The 17,089-nt window shown below is 70.6% G+C and carries 16 protein-coding genes; 9 read left to right on the top strand and 7 right to left on the bottom strand.

Annotated elements, in window-relative coordinates; genetic code table 11:
* Window positions 1-30 precede the first annotated feature (30 nt).
* The 3 genes from pdhA to ACFV6X_RS10155 are packed head-to-tail and all read left to right on the top strand — an operon-like array spanning window position 31 to window position 3,615.
* Complete coding sequence (gene pdhA / locus ACFV6X_RS10165) at window positions 31-1,206, top strand: pyruvate dehydrogenase (acetyl-transferring) E1 component subunit alpha (protein WP_365456403.1); 1,176 nt, start codon at window positions 31-33, stop codon at window positions 1,204-1,206.
* A gap of 2 nt (window positions 1,207-1,208) precedes the next feature.
* Window positions 1,209-2,189, top strand: coding sequence for an alpha-ketoacid dehydrogenase subunit beta (locus ACFV6X_RS10160; RefSeq protein WP_385380362.1), 981 nt, complete (start codon window positions 1,209-1,211; stop codon window positions 2,187-2,189).
* Between the two features lie 10 nt (window positions 2,190-2,199).
* Complete coding sequence (locus ACFV6X_RS10155) at window positions 2,200-3,615, top strand: dihydrolipoamide acetyltransferase family protein (protein ID WP_385380360.1); 1,416 nt, start codon at window positions 2,200-2,202, stop codon at window positions 3,613-3,615.
* Window positions 3,616-3,804: 189 nt separating this feature from the next.
* On the opposite strand, the gene ACFV6X_RS10150 is transcribed toward ACFV6X_RS10155, so the two are convergent.
* Window positions 3,805-4,704 (bottom strand): D-alanyl-D-alanine carboxypeptidase family protein, encoded by a 900-nt coding sequence (locus tag ACFV6X_RS10150; protein ID WP_385380357.1) that lies wholly within the window; start codon window positions 4,702-4,704, stop codon window positions 3,805-3,807.
* Between the two features lie 229 nt (window positions 4,705-4,933).
* Between ACFV6X_RS10150 and ACFV6X_RS10145 the strand changes: the two genes are divergently transcribed.
* Together ACFV6X_RS10145 and ACFV6X_RS10140 are read left to right on the top strand one after the other, a co-directional pair.
* The gene (locus tag ACFV6X_RS10145) at window positions 4,934-5,587 is read left to right on the top strand and encodes a GntR family transcriptional regulator (protein WP_385380354.1); all 654 of its coding nucleotides are present in this window, start codon (window positions 4,934-4,936) and stop codon (window positions 5,585-5,587) included.
* Complete coding sequence (locus ACFV6X_RS10140) at window positions 5,584-6,885, top strand: nitrate/nitrite transporter (protein WP_385380351.1); 1,302 nt, start codon at window positions 5,584-5,586, stop codon at window positions 6,883-6,885. Before ACFV6X_RS10145 ends, ACFV6X_RS10140 begins: the two co-directional genes overlap by 4 nt.
* Before the next feature lie 142 nt (window positions 6,886-7,027).
* Here the strand turns inward: ACFV6X_RS10140 and ACFV6X_RS10135 are convergent, their stop codons facing one another.
* Window positions 7,028-7,852, bottom strand: a complete 825-nt coding sequence (locus ACFV6X_RS10135) for a maleylpyruvate isomerase family mycothiol-dependent enzyme (RefSeq protein ID WP_385380348.1) — start codon at window positions 7,850-7,852, stop codon at window positions 7,028-7,030.
* A 182-nt stretch (window positions 7,853-8,034) separates the two neighbouring features.
* Between ACFV6X_RS10135 and ACFV6X_RS10130 the strand changes: the two genes are divergently transcribed.
* A complete protein-coding gene (locus ACFV6X_RS10130) occupies window positions 8,035-8,832 on the top strand; it encodes a carbon-nitrogen family hydrolase (protein WP_385380345.1) in 798 nt (265 codons plus the stop codon).
* A gap of 37 nt (window positions 8,833-8,869) precedes the next feature.
* Here ACFV6X_RS10130 and ACFV6X_RS10125 read toward each other — a convergent pair whose 3' ends face one another.
* Window positions 8,870-9,364: an LURP-one-related/scramblase family protein gene (locus ACFV6X_RS10125; protein WP_385380342.1), complete on the bottom strand. Its 495-nt coding sequence runs from the start codon at window positions 9,362-9,364 to the stop codon at window positions 8,870-8,872.
* The gene (locus ACFV6X_RS10120) at window positions 9,361-10,359 is read right to left on the bottom strand and encodes a GlxA family transcriptional regulator (protein WP_385380339.1); all 999 of its coding nucleotides are present in this window, start codon (window positions 10,357-10,359) and stop codon (window positions 9,361-9,363) included. Before ACFV6X_RS10120 ends, ACFV6X_RS10125 begins: the two co-directional genes overlap by 4 nt.
* Window positions 10,360-10,411: 52 nt before the next feature.
* Here ACFV6X_RS10120 and ACFV6X_RS10115 point away from each other — a divergent pair, with 52 nt between their 5' ends.
* Window positions 10,412-10,798 (top strand): cupin domain-containing protein, encoded by a 387-nt coding sequence (locus tag ACFV6X_RS10115; protein WP_385380336.1) that lies wholly within the window; start codon window positions 10,412-10,414, stop codon window positions 10,796-10,798.
* 59 nt (window positions 10,799-10,857) lie between these two features.
* Window positions 10,858-12,687 carry an NHL domain-containing thioredoxin family protein gene (locus ACFV6X_RS10110; protein ID WP_385380333.1) on the top strand — a complete coding sequence of 610 codons (1,830 nt, stop codon included), beginning with the start codon at window positions 10,858-10,860 and terminating at the stop codon, window positions 12,685-12,687.
* 47 nt (window positions 12,688-12,734) lie between these two features.
* Here the strand turns inward: ACFV6X_RS10110 and ACFV6X_RS10105 are convergent, their stop codons facing one another.
* From ACFV6X_RS10105 to ACFV6X_RS10095, 3 genes are all read right to left on the bottom strand, one after another.
* Window positions 12,735-12,980, bottom strand: coding sequence for a DUF6458 family protein (locus tag ACFV6X_RS10105; protein WP_365459950.1), 246 nt, complete (start codon window positions 12,978-12,980; stop codon window positions 12,735-12,737).
* A gap of 117 nt (window positions 12,981-13,097) precedes the next feature.
* Window positions 13,098-14,396, bottom strand: a complete 1,299-nt coding sequence (locus tag ACFV6X_RS10100; RefSeq protein WP_385380330.1) for a M18 family aminopeptidase — start codon at window positions 14,394-14,396, stop codon at window positions 13,098-13,100.
* Between the two features lie 99 nt (window positions 14,397-14,495).
* Window positions 14,496-16,322, bottom strand: coding sequence for an acyl-CoA dehydrogenase (locus ACFV6X_RS10095; protein ID WP_385380327.1), 1,827 nt, complete (start codon window positions 16,320-16,322; stop codon window positions 14,496-14,498).
* A gap of 165 nt (window positions 16,323-16,487) precedes the next feature.
* On the opposite strand from ACFV6X_RS10095, the gene ACFV6X_RS10090 reads away from it, so the two are divergent.
* Complete coding sequence (locus ACFV6X_RS10090) at window positions 16,488-16,958, top strand: SseB family protein (RefSeq protein ID WP_385380324.1); 471 nt, start codon at window positions 16,488-16,490, stop codon at window positions 16,956-16,958.
* Window positions 16,959-17,089: the final 131 nt, after the last annotated feature.

Below are 17,089 nucleotides of genomic sequence, written 5' to 3'. Positions count from 1 at the left end.
CCCGGGGGCCGGACCGACGGAGGAGCACACGTGACCGTGGAGAGCACTGCCGCGCGCAAGCCGCGACGCAGCGCCGGAGGCAAGGCCGGCACCAAGCGCACCACCAGCAACACCGCCAAGGACACCGACCCCGAGCTCGTACAGCTGATGACGCCCGAGGGTGAGCGCGTCAAGAACGCCGAGTACGACCGGTACGTCGACGGCATCACCCCCGACGAGCTCCGCGGGCTCTACCGCGACATGGTGCTCACCCGTCGTTTCGACGCCGAGGCCACCGCCCTGCAGCGCCAGGGCGAGCTGGGTCTGTGGGCCTCCCTGCTCGGCCAGGAGGCCGCCCAGATCGGCTCCGGCCGGGCCACCCGCGAGGACGACTACGTCTTCCCGACCTACCGCGAGCACGGCGTCGCCTGGTGCCGTGGGGTCGACCCGACCAACCTGCTCGGCATGTTCCGCGGCGTGAACAACGGCGGCTGGGACCCGAACGGCAACAACTTCCACCTCTACACGATCGTCATCGGCTCCCAGACGCTGCACGCCACCGGCTACGCGATGGGCGTCGCCAAGGACGGCGCGGACTCGGCGGTCATCGCCTACTTCGGCGACGGCGCCTCCAGCCAGGGCGACGTGGCTGAATCGTTCACCTTCTCGGCGGTCTACAACGCCCCGGTGGTGTTCTTCTGCCAGAACAACCAGTGGGCGATCTCCGAGCCGACCGAGAAGCAGACCCGCGTGCCCCTGTACCAACGCGCCCGCGGCTACGGCTTCCCGGGCGTCCGCGTCGACGGCAACGACGTGCTGGCCTGCCTCGCGGTCACCAAGTGGGCGCTGGAGCGGGCCCGCAGCGGCGAGGGTCCGACGCTCGTCGAGGCGTACACGTACCGCATGGGCGCGCACACCACCTCCGACGACCCGACGCGCTACCGGCACGACGACGAGCGCGCCGCCTGGGAGGCGAAGGACCCGATCCTGCGCCTTCGCCGCCACCTGGAGGCCGCAAACCACGCGGACGAGGGATTCTTCGCGGAACTGGAGGCGGAGAGCGAGGCGTTGGGCAGGCGAGTGCGCGAAGCGGTCCGTGCGATGCCGGACCCGGACCGTTTCGCCATCTTCGAGAACGTGTACGCGGACGGGCACGCGCTCGTCGACGAGGAGCGAGCCCAGTTCGCCGCCTACCAGGCGTCGTTCGCGGACGTAGAGGGGGTCTGAACATGGCCGTGGAGAAGATGGCCCTGGCCAAGGCGATCAACGAGTCGCTCCGCCACGCCCTGGAGGCCGACCCCAAGGTCCTCGTCATGGGCGAGGACGTAGGCAAGCTCGGCGGCGTGTTCCGCGTTACCGACGGCCTGCAGAAGGACTTCGGCGAGAGCCGCGTCATCGACACCCCGCTCGCCGAGTCCGGCATCGTCGGTACGGCGATCGGCCTGGCCCTGCGTGGGTACCGCCCCGTCGTCGAGATCCAGTTCGACGGTTTCGTCTTCCCGGCGTACGACCAGATCGTCACGCAGCTCGCCAAGATGCACGCGCGCTCGCTCGGCAAGGTCAAGCTCCCGGTCGTCGTCCGCATCCCCTACGGCGGCGGCATCGGCGCGGTCGAGCACCACTCGGAGTCCCCCGAGTCGCTCTTCGCGCACGTGGCGGGCCTGAAGATCGTCTCCCCGTCCAACTCGTCGGACGCCTACTGGATGATGCAGCAGGCCATCCAGAGCGACGACCCGGTGATCTTCTTCGAGCCCAAGCGGCGCTACTGGGACAAGGGCGAGGTCAGCACGGAGGCCATCCCCGGCCCGCTGCACAAGGCGCGCGTCACCCGTGAGGGCACCGACCTCACGCTCGCCGCGTACGGCCCGATGGTGAAGCTCTGCCACGAGGTCGCGGACGCGGCCGCCGAGGAGGGCAAGTCGCTGGAGGTCCTCGACCTGCGCTCGATCTCCCCCCTCGACTTCGACTCCATCCAGGCCTCGGTCGAGAGGACCCGCCGCCTGGTCGTCGTCCACGAGGCGCCGGTGTTCTTCGGCTCCGGCGCGGAGATCGCCGCCCGGATCACCGAGCGCTGCTTCTACCACCTGGAGGCCCCGGTGCTCAGGGTCGGCGGCTACCACGCCCCGTACCCCCCGGCCCGCCTGGAGGACGAGTACCTGCCCGGCCTGGACCGGGTGCTGGACGCCGTCGACCGCTCGCTGGCGTACTGAGGAGAGGGTCGTGACGACGATGACGGAAGCTTCCGTGCGCGAGTTCAAGATGCCCGACGTGGGGGAGGGCCTCACCGAGGCCGAGATCCTCAAGTGGTACGTCCAGCCCGGTGACAGGGTCACCGACGGCCAGGTGGTGTGCGAGGTCGAGACGGCGAAGGCGGCGGTCGAGCTGCCCATCCCGTACGACGGTGTCGTGCGCGCGCTGCACTTCCCCGAGGGCACCACGGTCGACGTCGGCACGTCGATCATCGCGGTGGACGTGAGCGGCGGAGCGGCACCGGCACCCGTGCCGCAGGCGCCCGCCGAGCCGGCGGAGGAGCCGAAGCCGGAGGGCCGCCAGCCGGTGCTCGTGGGCTACGGCGTGGCCACCTCCTCCACCAAGCGCCGCCCGCGCAAGGGCCCCGAGGTCCCGGTCCAGCCGGCCTCGGCCGCCCTGCAGTCCGAGCTGAACGGGCACGGCGGTCCGGTCACGCCGGCCTCGGTCACCCCGGTACCCGCCGCCGCGGCTCCCGCCGCGCTGCCGCGGGAGCGCCCGCTCGCCAAGCCCCCGGTGCGCAAGCTCGCCAAGGACCTCGGTGTCGACCTGGCGGTGATCGTGCCGACCGGCCCGGACGGCATCATCACGCGCGAGGACGTGCACGCGGCGGCGGCTCCCGCGCCGGCCGCCGAGCCGGTGGCGGCCACGCCTGCACCCGCGGCGACCGCGCCGGTGCACGCCACGGACCGCGAGACGCGCGTCCCGGTCAAGGGCGTCCGCAAGGCCACCGCCGCCGCGATGGTGGGCTCGGCCTTCACCGCCCCGCATGTCACCGAGTTCGTGACGGTCGACGTGACGCGCACGATGAAGCTGGTCGAGGAGCTCAAGGAGGACAAGGAGTTCGCGGGCCTGCGGGTGAACCCGCTGCTGCTGATCTCCAAGGCCCTCCTGGTGGCGATCAGGCGCAACCCCGACGTCAACGCGTCCTGGGACGAGGCCAACCAGGAGATCGTGCTCAAGCACTACGTGAACCTGGGCATCGCCGCGGCCACCCCGCGCGGCCTGATCGTGCCGAACATCAAGGACGCGCACGACAAGACCCTCCCGCAACTGGCCGCGTCCCTCGGCGAGCTGGTCGCCACGGCCCGCGAGGGCAGGACGTCCCCGTCGGCGATGCAGGGCGGCACGGTCACCATCACCAACGTCGGCGTCTTCGGCGTCGACACCGGGACGCCGATCCTCAACCCCGGGGAGTCCGCGATCCTCGCGGTCGGCGCGATCAAGCTCCAGCCGTGGGTCCACAAGGGCAAGGTCAAGCCCCGCCAGGTCATGACACTGGCACTCAGCTTCGACCACCGGCTGGTGGACGGCGAGCTGGGTTCCAAGGTGCTGGCGGACGTGGCGGCGATCCTGGAACAGCCGAAGCGCCTGATCACCTGGGCGTGACCCCACGGGCCGGCCGGCCGAACACCATGACGAGGGCGGGAGCCACGCACCCACGGGGGCGCGCGGCTCCCGCCCTCGTCCGGTCAACGGGGTGCGCGATCCGATACGACGTTCGTACACATGTGTTTCGGACAGTCGAAGGGCCGACCGCGCGGTGTGCGGCCGGCCCTGTCGAGATGATGCGCGGGCTCAGCCCAGTCGGGCGAAGCCGTAGCTCAGGAGCTTCTTCGCGTCGGCCTCGCGCTGGGCCGCCGAGGTGGAGGTGAGGACCGTGCCGATGACGGTCTTGCCGTTGCGAGTGGCGGCGAACACCAGGCAGTACTTGGCGATGCTGCCGGAGCCGGTCTTCACACCGATGGCGCCGCTGTAGTTGCTGAGCAGCGTGTTGGTGTTGGTCCACGTGTAGTAGCGGTAGCCGCCGCTCTTCGTGGTGACCTTCTGCTTCGTGGTCTTCGTCTTCACGAGGGCACGGAAGGTGGCGCTCTTCATCGAGTTGCTGGCGAGCTTCGTCAGGTCGCGCGGCGTGGAGTAGTTCGAGCCGTTGCTGATGCCGTCGAACGAGTCGAACGTCGTGTTCGTCATGCCGAGCGAGCGCGCCGTGGTGTTCATCTTGCCGATGAACGACTTCACGCGTGCGGCCCGCGTCGAGCCAGTGCCGAACTTGTCGGCGAGCGCGTAGGCGGCGTCACAGCCGGACGGCAGCATCAGCCCGTAGAGCAGCTGACGGACGGTGACCTTGTCGCCGACGATCAGGCGGGCGGACGAGGCGTTGTTCGAGACGATGTAGTCGCTGTAGACCTTCTGGACCGTGACCTTGGCGTCCAGGTTCAGGTTCGGCTGGGACAGCACGACCTTGGCAGTCATGATCTTGGTGGTGGAGCCGGTGGCGCGCTTGGTGTTCGCGTACTTGTCGAACAAGGTCTTGCCGGTGGCGTTGTCCATGATGTAGCCGCCCTTGGCCACGATCGTGGGCGCGGCCACGGCCTGCGCGGGTGCCGCGGTGAGGGCTCCGGTGGTGAAGACAGCGCCGGCGGTCGCGGTGACGGCGACGGCTCTGCGGATACGGATGCCCTTGATGCCGGTTATCAACTGAGATACCCCGAATACGTCGAATGCCCCTATGGCGCGGCTCACTTGAACGGGAGTGCAGGAGGCCGCATGGGTGTGACACGTAGGTAGCGCGAATGGTTGTGCAAGATTCGGGCCGGGGCGAGGAACTTCCCGGAGAAGCCCCGGGGTGGTCCGCGGGGCGGCGCGGGCGAGGTCCGCATCGTGGACGGACGGGGCCATGCGTACGTGTTGTATCTATCCTGTCGGCATGACCCTGGCAGCCGTGAAGCAACCCCCTGCCGCCGACCGTGTCTACACCCACGTCAAGCAAGGCGTCCTGGACCGCCGTTACGAGGGCGGCACCCTCCTCACGGAGGGCGAGCTGGCCGACGCCGTCGGGGTCTCGCGCACCCCGGTGCGCGAGGCGCTGCTGCGGCTGGAGGCCGAGGGCCTGATCAAGCTCTACCCGAAGAAGGGCGCCCTGGTCCTGCCGGTCTCCGCGCAGGAGATCGCGGACGTCGTCGAGACCCGTCTGCTCGTGGAGGAACACGCGGCGCGCAAGGCCGTACCCGCGCCCTCCGGGCTCATCGTGCGCCTCGAGGAGCTGCTGGAGCAGCAGAGGGAGCAGGCCGCCGCCGGGGACCTGGCCGCCGCCGCCGTCACCGACCGCTCCTTCCACGCGGAGATCGTCCGCAGCGGCGGCAACGAGATCCTGTCCCGGCTGTACGACCAGCTGCGCGACCGGCAGTTGCGGATGGGCGTCGCCGTCATGCACTCCCACCCCGACCGGATCGCCAAGACGCTCGCGGAGCACCAGCACATCCTGGACGCGCTGCGCTCCGGGGACCCCGACGCGGCCGTCGACGTGGTCCACCGGCACATCGGCTGGTTCTCGCACCTCGCGCGGGGTGAGGTCCGATGAGCTCCGCGTCGGTGTCCCTGCCCGGCGATCCGCCCGGCGGCCGGCGCGCCGTCGCCGTCTGGGGCATAGGCGTCTCGGTCTACTTCGTCGCCGTCATCTTCCGGACGTCGCTGGGGGTCGCCGGCCTCGACGCCGCCGACCGGTTCGACGTGGGCGCCTCCGCGCTGTCGACGTTCTCGATCCTTCAGCTGCTGGTCTACGCCGGCATGCAGATACCCGTCGGCCTGCTGGTCGACCGGCTCGGCACCAAGAAGGTATTGGGCCTCGGTGTCGTTCTGTTCACGGCCGGGCAGCTCGGCTTCGCGTACTCCCCCACGTACGGCACGGCACTCGCCTCGCGCGCGCTGCTGGGCTGCGGCGACGCGATGACGTTCATCAGCGTGCTGCGGCTCGGCACCCGCTGGTTCCCGGCCCGGCGCGGCCCACTGATCGCGCAGCTCGCCGGACTTGTCGGCATGGCGGGCAACCTGGTCTCCACCCTCGTGCTCGCCCGGCTGCTGCACGGCATCGGCTGGACGGCCGCGTTCGCGGGCAGCGCGCTCGCCGGGGTCGTGGTGTTCGTGCTGCTCCTGCTGTTCCTGAAGGACCACCCCGAGGGGCACGAGCCGGAGCCGGTGCCGCACATGGGGGCCTCCTACGTACGGCGGCAGATCGCCGCGTCCTGGCGGGAGCCGGGAACCCGGCTCGGGCTGTGGGTGCACTTCACGACCCAGTTCCCGGCGATGGTCTTCCTGCTGCTGTGGGGACTGCCGTTCCTGGTCGAGGCACAGGGGCTGTCCCGGGCCACCGCCGGTGAACTGCTGACCCTGGTCGTGCTGTCGAACATGGCCGTCGGACTCGTCTACGGCCAGATCGTCGCCCGGCACCACGGGGCGCGGCTGCCGCTGGCCCTCGGCACGGTGGCGGCGACGTCGCTGCTGTGGGCGGCGACGGTGTTCTATCCGGCCGACCGGACGCCGATGTGGCTGCTGATCGTGTTGTGCGTGGTGCTCGGCGCGTGCGGGCCGGCCTCGATGATCGGGTTCGACTTCGCCCGGCCGGCGAATCCCCCGGAGCGGCAGGGGACCGCGTCCGGGATCACCAACATGGGTGGCTTCGTCGCCTCCATGACCACGCTGTTCGCGGTGGGCGCGTTGCTGGACGCGACCGGGAACGACTACACCGTGGCCTTCTCGTCCGTGTTCGTGCTCCAGGCGCTGGGGCTTTCGCAGGTGCTGCGGCTGCGGAAGCAGGCGGCGCGGCGGGAGCGGGAGCGTCTGGTGGCCAGCCGGGTGGAGACCGTGCACGTCCCTGCCTGACGCTGCCTGCGCCGGGGCCATGACGGTGCCCCGCGCCGGGCCGGGTGGGCGCGCGACCCGGCGTCGGCGGGGCTCCGGCGGGGTGCCGCTGCGCCCGACCGTGCCGCTCCGGGCGGCACGCCCCGCCGCCGACGGCGCCGGCCTACTGCGTCACCGTGAAGTTGCGCAGGATCGCCGACGTCAGGTCAGCGTCTCCCTCCGCCTTGATGCGGTCCATCGCCGCCTCGGGCGTGACGCGGCCGCAGGCCAGGCGGACGTACGTCTCCCAGTCGAGAGTGAGGGTGGCGGCGGGGCCGAGGGCCGGGGCCGTTTCGAGGGTGCCGCGGCCCTGGATGTCGACGCGGATGGTGCGCAGGAACTCGATGGGGCCGTGCACGTCGAAGACGACCGCCGAGCTGCGCGGCGCGTTCGCCCTGGCGGCGACGACCTCCGGGAGTTCGGCCAGCAGGACGTCGCGGGCGACGTGGGCGCCGGGGGAGTCGAGATTGCCCGGGCGGCCGAGGGCGACGCGCAGGTCCTGCTCGTGCGCCCACACGGCGAAGGCGTGGCCCCGCATCGACTCCTCCAGCGTGAGCTCGGTGCCGAGCGGGCCGCGCACCTTGGTGCCGGGGTCGCGGGACTCGCCCCGCAGCTGCCGGTTGCGCCGGATGATCGTGTACTCCAGCTCGGAGGTCATCTCGGGCGCCGTGTGGTGACGGCGGACGTCGACCTGCATCTCCGAGTAGCGCTGGTGGTCGTTGGTGACGTGGAACAGGTCGCGCGGGAGGGTGTGGATCGGGCGCGGGTCGCCGAGCATCTCGCAGTCCAGCCCGATCACATGCGAGACGACGTCCCGCACGGACCAGCCCGGGCACGGGGTCCGCCGGTTCCACTCGCCCTCCACGAGGGGCTGCACCAGCTCGGATATCGCTTCGATGGAGTGGGTCCAGGCGTCGGCGTAGGGCTGGAGGGTGGGATGCAGACTCACGGAACGGGACCCCTCGGCGGTCGGTACACGGGCAGGTTGTGGCGGCGGTGCCAGTGGGAGGTGGCTGCACTCGGCGGGTGTCTCGAAACGCTAAGTTACGCTGCAATGAGGCACCCCGGCAGTGCTTTCGTGTGACGATCGTAGGCCTGTGTGGACGGCTCGAATGCCAGGACGGTGGTAGTGTGCGCGCCTCTCTGATCCAGATCGCCGTAGACGAGGGCGAATCGGTCGCGGAACGTCGACAGCGGGCGGTTTCTCTGGTACGGGAGCAGGCCGGCGCCGATCTCGTGGTGCTGCCCGAACTGTGGACGACGGGGGCCTTCGCCTACGAAGAGTTCGGCCGGGAGGCCGAGCCGCTCGAAGGACCGACGTACGAGGCCATGGCCAAGGCGGCGAGCGACACGGGTGTGTGGCTGCACGCGGGTTCGATTCCGGAGCGTGACCCCGACGGGCCGCTCTACAACACCTCGCTCGTCCTCTCCCCCTCCGGTGGTCTGGTCGCCGCCTACCGCAAGATCCATCGGTTCGGCTTCGACAAGGGTGAAGCCGTGCTGATGGGTGCGGGCGACGAACTGGTGACGGTCCGTCTGCCGGGCGCGACGACGCTGGGTCTGGCCACCTGCTACGACCTGCGGTTCCCCGAGCTGTTCCGCGGGCTCGTCGACGCCGGGGCCGAGACCCTGGTCGTCCCGGCCGGGTGGCCGGAGCGTCGGCGCTCCCACTGGACGCTGCTGGCTCAGGCGCGGGCGGTGGAGAACCAGGCGTTCGTCCTCGCGTGTGGAACGGCCGGGACGCACGCGGGAGTTCCGCAGGCCGGTCACTCGATCGTGGTTGATCCGTGGGGCGAGGTGCTGGCGCAGGCCGGCCCGGACCAGGAGGTCCTCACCGTGGAGTTCGACCCCGGGAAGGTGGCGACGACCCGGGATCAGTTCCCGGCGCTGAAGGACCGGGTGCTGGGGCTGGAACGCCCTCGACGCTGAACGCGCGCGGTCACGAGGGGGCGGGACTGGAGCCGGATCAGTCGTCCTCCCGCTCCTTGTCCGCCAGATGGATCACGCACACCGTCACCGCGATCAGCAGCGCCGGGTCCGCGTCGTCCCGGACGACGTCCACGCCGTAGGTGTCCCTGACGTGCAGGAAGCGCCGGGAGATCACGGCGAGCAGCTCACCGTCGTACTCGACGGCGAACTCACGGTCGAGGATCTTGCCGCTGACGTCGAGTTCGGTGCCGTCGACCAGGCTCACCCGGTAGTGGTTGCGCAGCAGCGACAGCCGCTTGCGCCTGATGCGGGCCAGCGGCTCGCCGTCCCGCTCGATCACCATGGTGTCCCGCAGGGCGAACATCTTCTGCCGGATGTCGGCGAGCACCCGCCCCCGGGTGTCCTTCAGCTCGAAGGTGTCGCGCAGCCGCATCGCCTTGCCGTCGACAAGATAGGCCTTGTTGCCTCTGTCGTCCTCGATCCAGTAGTCGTCACCGAAGCCGAGGAGCCGTTCGCGCACGAGGAATCTCATGCCATGACCGGTTCCCCCGCGGCCGGTCCGAAACGCCGCCGGTAGGCCGACGGGCTGAGGCCGGTCTCGCGCCGTAGCCGCGCCCGCAGGTTCGCCGCCGTGCCCAGCCCGCTGCGCGCGGCCACCACGTCCAGCCGTTCCTCGCCGCGCTCGATCAACCGGCACGCCAGGGCCACCCGCTCCCCGGTCAGCCACGCCAGCGGGGTCGTACCGAGCTGCGCGCGAAACCGCCGGTGCAGGGTCGCCGGGGACACCGCCGCACGCGCGGCGAGGTCCGCCACGGTCAGCGGCTCGCCCAGCCGCTCCTGTGCCCACGCCAGCAGCGGTCCCAGGGACTCGTCGGGCACCTCCGGCAACGGCCGCTCCACGAACTGCTTCTGACCGCCGTCCCGGTGCGCGGCGAAGACCAGGCGCCGGGAGACGGCGCCCGCGACCTCGGCGCCGTGGTCCCGCCGTACGACGTGCAGGCCCAGATCCAGCGCCGACGCGCTGCCGGACGCGGTCAGGATGTCTCCGTCGTCCACGAACAGCACGTCCGGCTCCAGCCGCACCCGCGGGAACCTCGCCCGGAACGACTCGGCCCACATCCAGTGGCACGCCGCCCGGCGGCCGTCCAGCAGCCCCGCCTCGGCGAGGGTGAACGCGCCCGAGCAGAAGCCGATCAGCCGGGACCCACGCGCGTGTGCCCGGCGTACGGCGTCGAGCACCGCCCCCGCGCGCGGGGTGCCGGTGTCCGGCCGGTTCGGCACGATCAGCGTGTCCGCCTCCTCGGCGGCCTCCAGCCCGGCGACGTCGGTCAGCGTGAAGAAGCCGTCCCGCATCCGGGTGCGAGGTCCGGCCGCGCACAGCCGGAAGTCGTACAGCTCCCGGCCCAGCTCGGGCCGGCGCAGTCCGAAGACCTCGATCGCGCAGCTCATCTCGAAGGGGTTGGAGTTGTCGTCGACGATCAGGACGACGCGATGCGGCCCCGCCGACTGAGAGGATCCTTGCGGCATGTGCAATTCCTAGCACTCGTCCGGGTGTGTCACCACGGCCGACGATGGCCGCATGGAACCCATCGCACTGGACGAGGCCCTCGCATCCTTCTCGGACCGGTGGAGCCCCCGCATCGTCACCGCCGTCAACGACTACGACGTACGCGTCGCGAAGGTCGAGGGTGAGCACGTGTGGCACGCGCACGACCACACCGACGAGTTCTTCCTGGTCATCGAGGGCGAACTGCACATCGCCCTGCGGGAGGCCGCCGGCGAGCGCACGGTGGTCCTGCCCAGGGGTTCCCTGTTCACCGTCCCGCGCGGCACCGAGCACAAGCCGTACGCCCCCGTCCCCACCGCGATCCTCCTGTTCGAACCGACCGGCACCCTCACCGTCGGCGACCGCCACGACGACGTCCCGGACCACGTGGACGCGACGACGGGCAACACGCTGGGGTGACTGTGGGTCGCGAGGAGGCGGGTCGCGTGACTGTCAGTGGTGAGTGGCACTCTTGAGCCATGACCGACTCCGCCCCGGCCCCGAGCCGCCGCCGCGCCCGTGTCCGTGCCCCCGAGCTGATCGGCAAGGGCGGCTGGCTGAACACGGGTGGGAAGCAGTACAGCCTGGCTGACCTGCGAGGGCGCATCGTCGTCCTGGATTTTTGGACCTTCTGCTGCATCAACTGCCTGCACGTCGTCGACGAGCTGCGGGAGCTGGAGGCCAGGCATCGGGACACCGTCGTGGTCGTCGGCGTGCACTCGCCCAAGTTCGTGCACGAGGCCGACCACGCGGCGGTGGCGGACGCCGTGGAGCGGTACGGGGTGGAGCATCCGGTGCTCGACGACCCCGATCTCGGCACCTGGAAGCAGTACGCGGTGCGTGCCTGGCCGACGCTCGTGGTGATCGACCCCGAGGGGTACGTCGTCGCCCAGCACGCCGGTGAGGGGCATGTGCACGCCATTGAGCGGCTGGTGACCGAGCTCGAGGCGGAGCACGCCGCGAAGGGCACCCTGCGGCGGGGTGACGGACCGTACGTGGCGCCGGAGCCCGAGCCGACGGTGCTGCGGTTCCCGGGGAAGGCGCTGCTGCTGCCCGGGGGGACGTTCCTGGTCAGTGACACGACCCGGCACCAGCTCGTGGAGCTGGCGCAGGACGGGGAGAGCGTGGTCCGGCGGATCGGCTCCGGCGCGCGCGGGTTCGCCGACGGGCCGGCCGATGCGGCGTCCTTCAACGAGCCGCAGGGCCTCGCCCTCCTCGACGACGGCTCGGTCGTGGTCGCCGACACCGTCAATCACGCCCTGCGCCGCCTGGATCTCACCTCCGGTGAGGTCGGCACCCTGGCCGGGACCGGCAGGCAGTGGATGCAGGGCGACGCCAGATCGGGCCCGGCGCGTGAGGTGAACCTCTCCTCGCCCTGGGACGTCGCCCTCTTCGGCGGCCGGGTGTGGATCGCCATGGCGGGAGTGCACCAGCTCTGGGCCTACGACCCCGTGAGCGGCGGCGTCGCCGTCGCGGCGGGTACCACCAACGAGGGGCTGGTCGACGGCCCCGGCCCCGAGGCCTGGTTCGCCCAGCCGTCGGGCCTCGCGGCGACGCCCGAGCGGCTGTGGCTGGCGGACTCGGAGACCAGCGCCCTGCGCTGGGTGGATCTCGACGGCGCTGTGCACACCGCCGTCGGCACGGGGCTGTTCGACTTCGGTCACCGCGACGGACCGGCCGCCCAGGCCCTGCTCCAGCACCCGCTGGGCGTCACGGCCCTGCCCGACGGCTCGGTGGCCGTCAGCGACACCTACAACCACGCCCTGCGCCGCTTCGACCCCGCGACCGGCGAGGTCACCACCCTGGCCACGGATCTGCGCGAGCCGAGCGACGCGGTGCTGGCCGGTGACGACATCGTCGTCGTGGAGTCGGCGCGGCACCGCCTGACCCGGCTGCGGTTGCCGGAGGAGGCGGTCCGCGTGGCGGGGGTCGCCCACCGCACCCGGCGCGAGGCGACCGAAGTGGCCCCCGGGCGGCTCCAGTTGGACGTGATCTTCGAGGCGCCCGCGGGCCAGAAGCTCGACACCCGATACGGCCCCTCGACCCGCCTGCTGGTCTCGTCGGCGCCTCCGGAACTGCTGACACACGGCGAGGGCGCGGGAACCGACCTGTCCCGCGCCCTGGAGCTCGACCCCACCGTGCCGGAGGGCGTCCTGCATGTCTCCGCGATGGCCGCGTCCTGCGACGACGACCCTGCGAACGAATACCCCGCTTGCCATGTCCACCAGCAGGACTGGGGCGTCCCGGTCCGACTCACCGAGCGGGGGACGGACCGCCTGCCCCTCGTCCTGGCCGGCCTGGACGCCTGACCTCACGGGGCGTCACGCCGTCGCTCCCGTCACGCCGTGCTGCTGCGTCACACGCCGTACCCGTCGCTGTAGCCGTCGCGCCGGGGGTGTTCCTCCTGCACGACCGGCTGCGAGGGCGGCACCACGACACGGCGCCGCCGCGCGATGCTGCTGAACGTCGTGACCCCGATCAGCCCGACGATCATCAGAATGACGCCGACCAGATCGAGATTGACACCCTCCATGTTCCAGTCCGTCGCGAACGTGAGGATGGCTCCCACGGCGATGAGGATGATGCACCCGCCGAGGCCCATGAGTGTTGCCTCCCTGTTCCGGTCCGGTGATTCCGGAGCTTCCGGTGGACTTCGGGTACCCGCGCCCCCGGAATGCAGTCCTCACCGCCCGTCAACTCACGTGCCGCGGCGGGTTTCTCAGCCCTCCAGGAACGCCGCCAGCGCTCGCGTCAGCAGGTGGGGGTCCTCCACGCCGCAGAGTTCGCGGGCGCTGTGCATCGACAGGATCGCCACGCCGATGTCGACCGTGCGGATGCCGTGACGGGCCGCCGTGATGGGGCCGATGGTCGTGCCGCAGGGCATGGAGTTGTTGGAGACGAAGGACTGGAAGGGCACGCCGGCCTTCTCGCAGGCCGCCACCCAGACCGCGCGGCCCGAACCGTCCGTGGCGTAGCGGTTGTTGACGTTGACCTTGAGGATGGGACCGCCGTTGACCCGGGGGTGGTGGGTCGGGTCGTGGCGTTCGGCGTAGTTGGGGTGCACCGCGTGGCCGGTGTCGGAGGAGAGGCAGACGGTCGCCGCGAAGGCGCGAGCCCGGTCCTCGTACGAGCCCCCGCGGGCGAAGACCGAGCGCTCCAGGACGCCGCCGAGGAGCGGGCCGTCGGCGCCGGTGTCCGACTGGGAGCCGTTCTCCTCGTGGTCGAAGGCGGCGAGCACGGGGATGGAGGTCAGTCCCGCACCGCCGCTCGCGGCGGCGGCGAGCGCGGCCACGCCCGCGTGCACGGAGAGCAGGTTGTCGAGCCGTGGGCCGGCCATCAGCTCCTGGTCACGGCCGAGGTACGCCGGCGGCTCGACGGAGTGCACCATCAGGTCCCAGCCGGTCGTCTCGCCGGCGGCGATCCCCGACTCCGCCTCCAGGAAGGCGATCAGGTCGCCGTCGCGCACGTCGTTGCCGAGGCCCCAGATGGGCTGGAGATGCCGCTGCTTGTCGAGCTTGAGGCCCTCCGAGGACACCGAGCGGTCCAGGTGGATCGCCAGCTGCGGCACCCTCAGCAGCGGCCGGTCGACGTTCACCAGCCGGGTCGTGCCGTCGCGCAGCGTCAGCCGGCCGGCGAGGCCGAGGTCGCGGTCCAGCCAGGAGTTCAGCAGCGGCCCGCCGTAGATCTCCACGGCCACCTGGCGCCAGCCGTGCGCACCGCTGTCGGGCTGCGGCTTGACGCGCAGGTTGGGGGAGTCGGTGTGCGCGCCGATGATCCGGAAGGGGGTGTGCGGAGCGGCACCCTCCGGGACGTACCACGCCACGATCGCGCCACCACGCAGCACGAACCTGCCGCCGCTCGCCCCGTCCCAGGCGTCCGTCTCCGCGACCTGCCGGAAGCCCGCCTTCTCGAGCCGCTCGGCGGCGTTCGCCACGGCGTGGTACGGCGAGGGACTCGCCGCGAGGAAGGACATGAGGTCGTCGGTGTGGCCGCGGTCGAAGCGGGAGGGTTCGCTCATGGGTTCACCTTAACGACGGACGAGGGCCCGCTCCCCCTGGCCGGGAGCGGGCCCTCGTAAGGACGATGTGGAAATCGCGGGGCTGACCGGGGGAACCGGTCAGAACGCCGCTTCGTCGAGCTCCATCAGGTCCAGTTCGACGCCCTGGGCGACCTTGCGGGCCAGCGTCACGCCCGGCAGCACGTTGGCCGCGAAGAACTTCGCCGCCGCGATCTTGCCGGTGTAGAACGCCTTGTCCTTGGCGGAGGCCGACTCCAGCTTCTCGGCGGCGATCGCGGCGCCCTTCAGCAGCAGGTAGCCGACGATCACGTCCCCGGAGGCCATCAGTAGGCGGGTGGTGTTCAGGCCCACCTTGTAGATGTTCTTGACGTCCTGCTCGGTGGCCGCCAGGTCGGTCAGCATCAGGCCGACGATCGCCTCAAGCTCGACGGCGGCCTTGGCGAGGTGCTCGCGGGCGCCTGCCAGGTCCTCGCCGCCGGTGCCGAGGGCCAGGAACTTCTTGATGTCCTCGGCGAGGGAGTTCAGCGCGGCGCCCTGGTTGCGGACGATCTTCCGGAAGAAGAAGTCCTGGCCCTGGATCGCGGTGGTGCCCTCGTAGAGGGTGTCGATCTTGGCGTCCCGGATGTACTGCTCGATCGGGTACTCCTGCAGGAAGCCGGAGCCTCCGAAGGTCTGCAGCGACTGGGCGAGCTGCTCGTAGGCCTTCTCGGAGCCGTAGCCCTTGACGATCGGCAGGAGCAGGTCGTTCAGGGCGTGCTCGGTGGCGGCGTCCTCGCCGTTCGCCTCCTTGACCTGGATGGCGTCCTGGACGGAGGCGGTGTACATGACGAGGGCGCGCATGCCCTCCGCGTACGCCTTCTGCGTCATGAGCGAGCGGCGCACGTCGGGGTGGTGGGTGACGGTGACCTTCGGCGCGGTCTTGTCCATGAAGTTCGCCAGGTCGGGACCCTGGACGCGCTCCTTGGCGTACTCCAGCGCGTTGAGGTAGCCGGTGGACAGCGTGGAGATCGCCTTCGTGCCGACCATCATCCGCGCGAACTCGATGATCCGGAACATCTGGCGGATGCCGTCGTGCTTGTCGCCGATCAGCCAGCCCTTGGCGGGGTGCTTGTCGCCGAAGGTCATCTCGCAGGTGTTGGAGGCCTTGAGGCCCATCTTGTGCTCGACGTTGGTGGCGTAGACGCCGTTGCGCATCCCCAGCTCGCCGGTCTCGAAGTCGAAGAGGTACTTCGGGACGAGGAAGAGGGACAGGCCCTTGGTGCCGGGGCCGGCGCCCTCGGGACGGGCGAGGACGTAGTGAAGGATGTTCTCCGACATGTCGTGCTCACCGGACGTGATGAAGCGCTTCACGCCCTCGATGTGCCAGGAGCCGTCCTCCTGCTGGACCGCCTTGGTGCGGCCGGCGCCCACGTCGGATCCCGCGTCGGGCTCGGTGAGGACCATGGTGGAGCCCCACTGCTTCTCGACGGCGACCGAGGCGATGTGCTTCTGGACCTCGTTGCCCTCGTCGAAGAGGATGCCGGCGAAGGCCGGGCCCGAGGAGTACATCCACACGGCCGGGTTGGCGCCCAGGATCAGTTCGGCGTAGGCCCAGATCAGGGAGCGGGGCGAGGTGGTGCCGCCGATCTCCTCGGGCAGGCCGAGCCGCCAGTACTCGGAGTCCATGAAGGCCTGGTAGCTCTTCTTGAAGGACGCCGGGACGGGCGCGGTGCTGGTCTCCGGGTCGAAGACGGGCGGGTTGCGGTCGGCGTCGGTGAAGGACTCGGCCAGCTCGTTCTCCGAGAGCCGGGTGAGCTCCTCCAGGACGCTCTTGGCGGTCTCGACGTCCATCTCCTCGAACGGGCCGGTGCCGTACACCTTGTCGCGCCCCAGTACCTCGAAGAGGTTGAACTCGATGTCGCGGAGATTCGACTTGTAGTGCCCCATGGCGACTGGCTCCGTTGAGAGAGATCGGCGAGGCACTGACTCCTCGCGCCCGAAGTTCGCGTACCAACTAGTAGCTCCGATGATGCTACCCGTCGGTAATAAGAAGCAACCCCGATCCGGGCATCTGTGACTCAGCCCTCGTGGTCGGTCAGTACTCTTGCGTGCATGTACGGCTACGACCAGAGCGCGGGTGCGGGGCAGCAGTACGCCCAGCCGCAGCAGCAGATGCCCGGTGCCGGGGGCTACGGGCAGCAGCAGCCGCTGTACCCGGAGCCGTCGCCGCCCTCGCTCGCGGACGCGGTGCGCGCCTTCACCACCGGGCAACTGGCCGCGGAGGACTTCCAGCAGGTCTTCGCGACGTCCAAGGTCTACTGCCCGCGCGGTGACAACCCCGGCTTCCTCGCCCTGCACAACACCCAGCAGCCGGTGATCCCGATGTTCACCTCGCTCAAGGAGCTGCGGCGGTACGCGGGCAAGGAGTCCAAGTACTTCGTGATCACCGGCGCCGAGGTGATCGACCTGCTGCCGACCGGGTACGGCTTCGTCCTCGACATGGAGGGGGAGCACCGGATGGTGTTCGACGCGAAGGCCGTCGAGGAGATGGTCGACTTCGCCATGCGGCGGATGTACGGCTGATTCGCGTTCGCCATGCGGCGGATGTAGGGCTGATTCGCGCGGGGTCCGGCTGAAAGCCGGATAATCCCCCGTTCGATTGTCACTGTCATGCCATATGCTGCCCCGGCAGCCGCGCCCCGTGTGTGATCGCG

It is taken from the genome of Streptomyces sp. NPDC059861, from assembly GCF_042731435.1.
Lineage (GTDB): Bacteria > Actinomycetota > Actinomycetes > Streptomycetales > Streptomycetaceae > Streptomyces.
The sequence above is the reverse complement of the archived record's forward strand: the minus strand, read 5'-3'. Positions and strand labels throughout refer to the sequence as shown.

Bases quoted from the DNA above. Each gene is read 5' to 3' on its own strand.
- ACFV6X_RS10095 (WP_385380327.1), bottom strand. From the start codon at position 16,322: ATGGGGCACTACAAGTCGAATCTCCGCGACATCGAGTTCAACCTCTTC.
- ACFV6X_RS10145 (WP_385380354.1), top strand. From the start codon at position 4,934: ATGACCCTGGCAGCCGTGAAGCAACCCCCTGCCGCCGACCGTGTCTAC.
- ACFV6X_RS10160 (WP_385380362.1), top strand. From the start codon at position 1,209: ATGGCCGTGGAGAAGATGGCCCTGGCCAAGGCGATCAACGAGTCGCTC.
- ACFV6X_RS10110 (WP_385380333.1), top strand. From the start codon at position 10,858: ATGACCGACTCCGCCCCGGCCCCGAGCCGCCGCCGCGCCCGTGTCCGT.
- ACFV6X_RS10125 (WP_385380342.1), bottom strand. From the start codon at position 9,364: ATGAGATTCCTCGTGCGCGAACGGCTCCTCGGCTTCGGTGACGACTAC.
- ACFV6X_RS10120 (WP_385380339.1), bottom strand. From the start codon at position 10,359: ATGCCGCAAGGATCCTCTCAGTCGGCGGGGCCGCATCGCGTCGTCCTG.
- ACFV6X_RS10100 (WP_385380330.1), bottom strand. From the start codon at position 14,396: ATGAGCGAACCCTCCCGCTTCGACCGCGGCCACACCGACGACCTCATG.
- ACFV6X_RS10140 (WP_385380351.1), top strand. From the start codon at position 5,584: ATGAGCTCCGCGTCGGTGTCCCTGCCCGGCGATCCGCCCGGCGGCCGG.
- ACFV6X_RS10090 (WP_385380324.1), top strand. From the start codon at position 16,488: ATGTACGGCTACGACCAGAGCGCGGGTGCGGGGCAGCAGTACGCCCAG.
- ACFV6X_RS10115 (WP_385380336.1), top strand. From the start codon at position 10,412: ATGGAACCCATCGCACTGGACGAGGCCCTCGCATCCTTCTCGGACCGG.
- ACFV6X_RS10105 (WP_365459950.1), bottom strand. From the start codon at position 12,980: ATGGGCCTCGGCGGGTGCATCATCCTCATCGCCGTGGGAGCCATCCTC.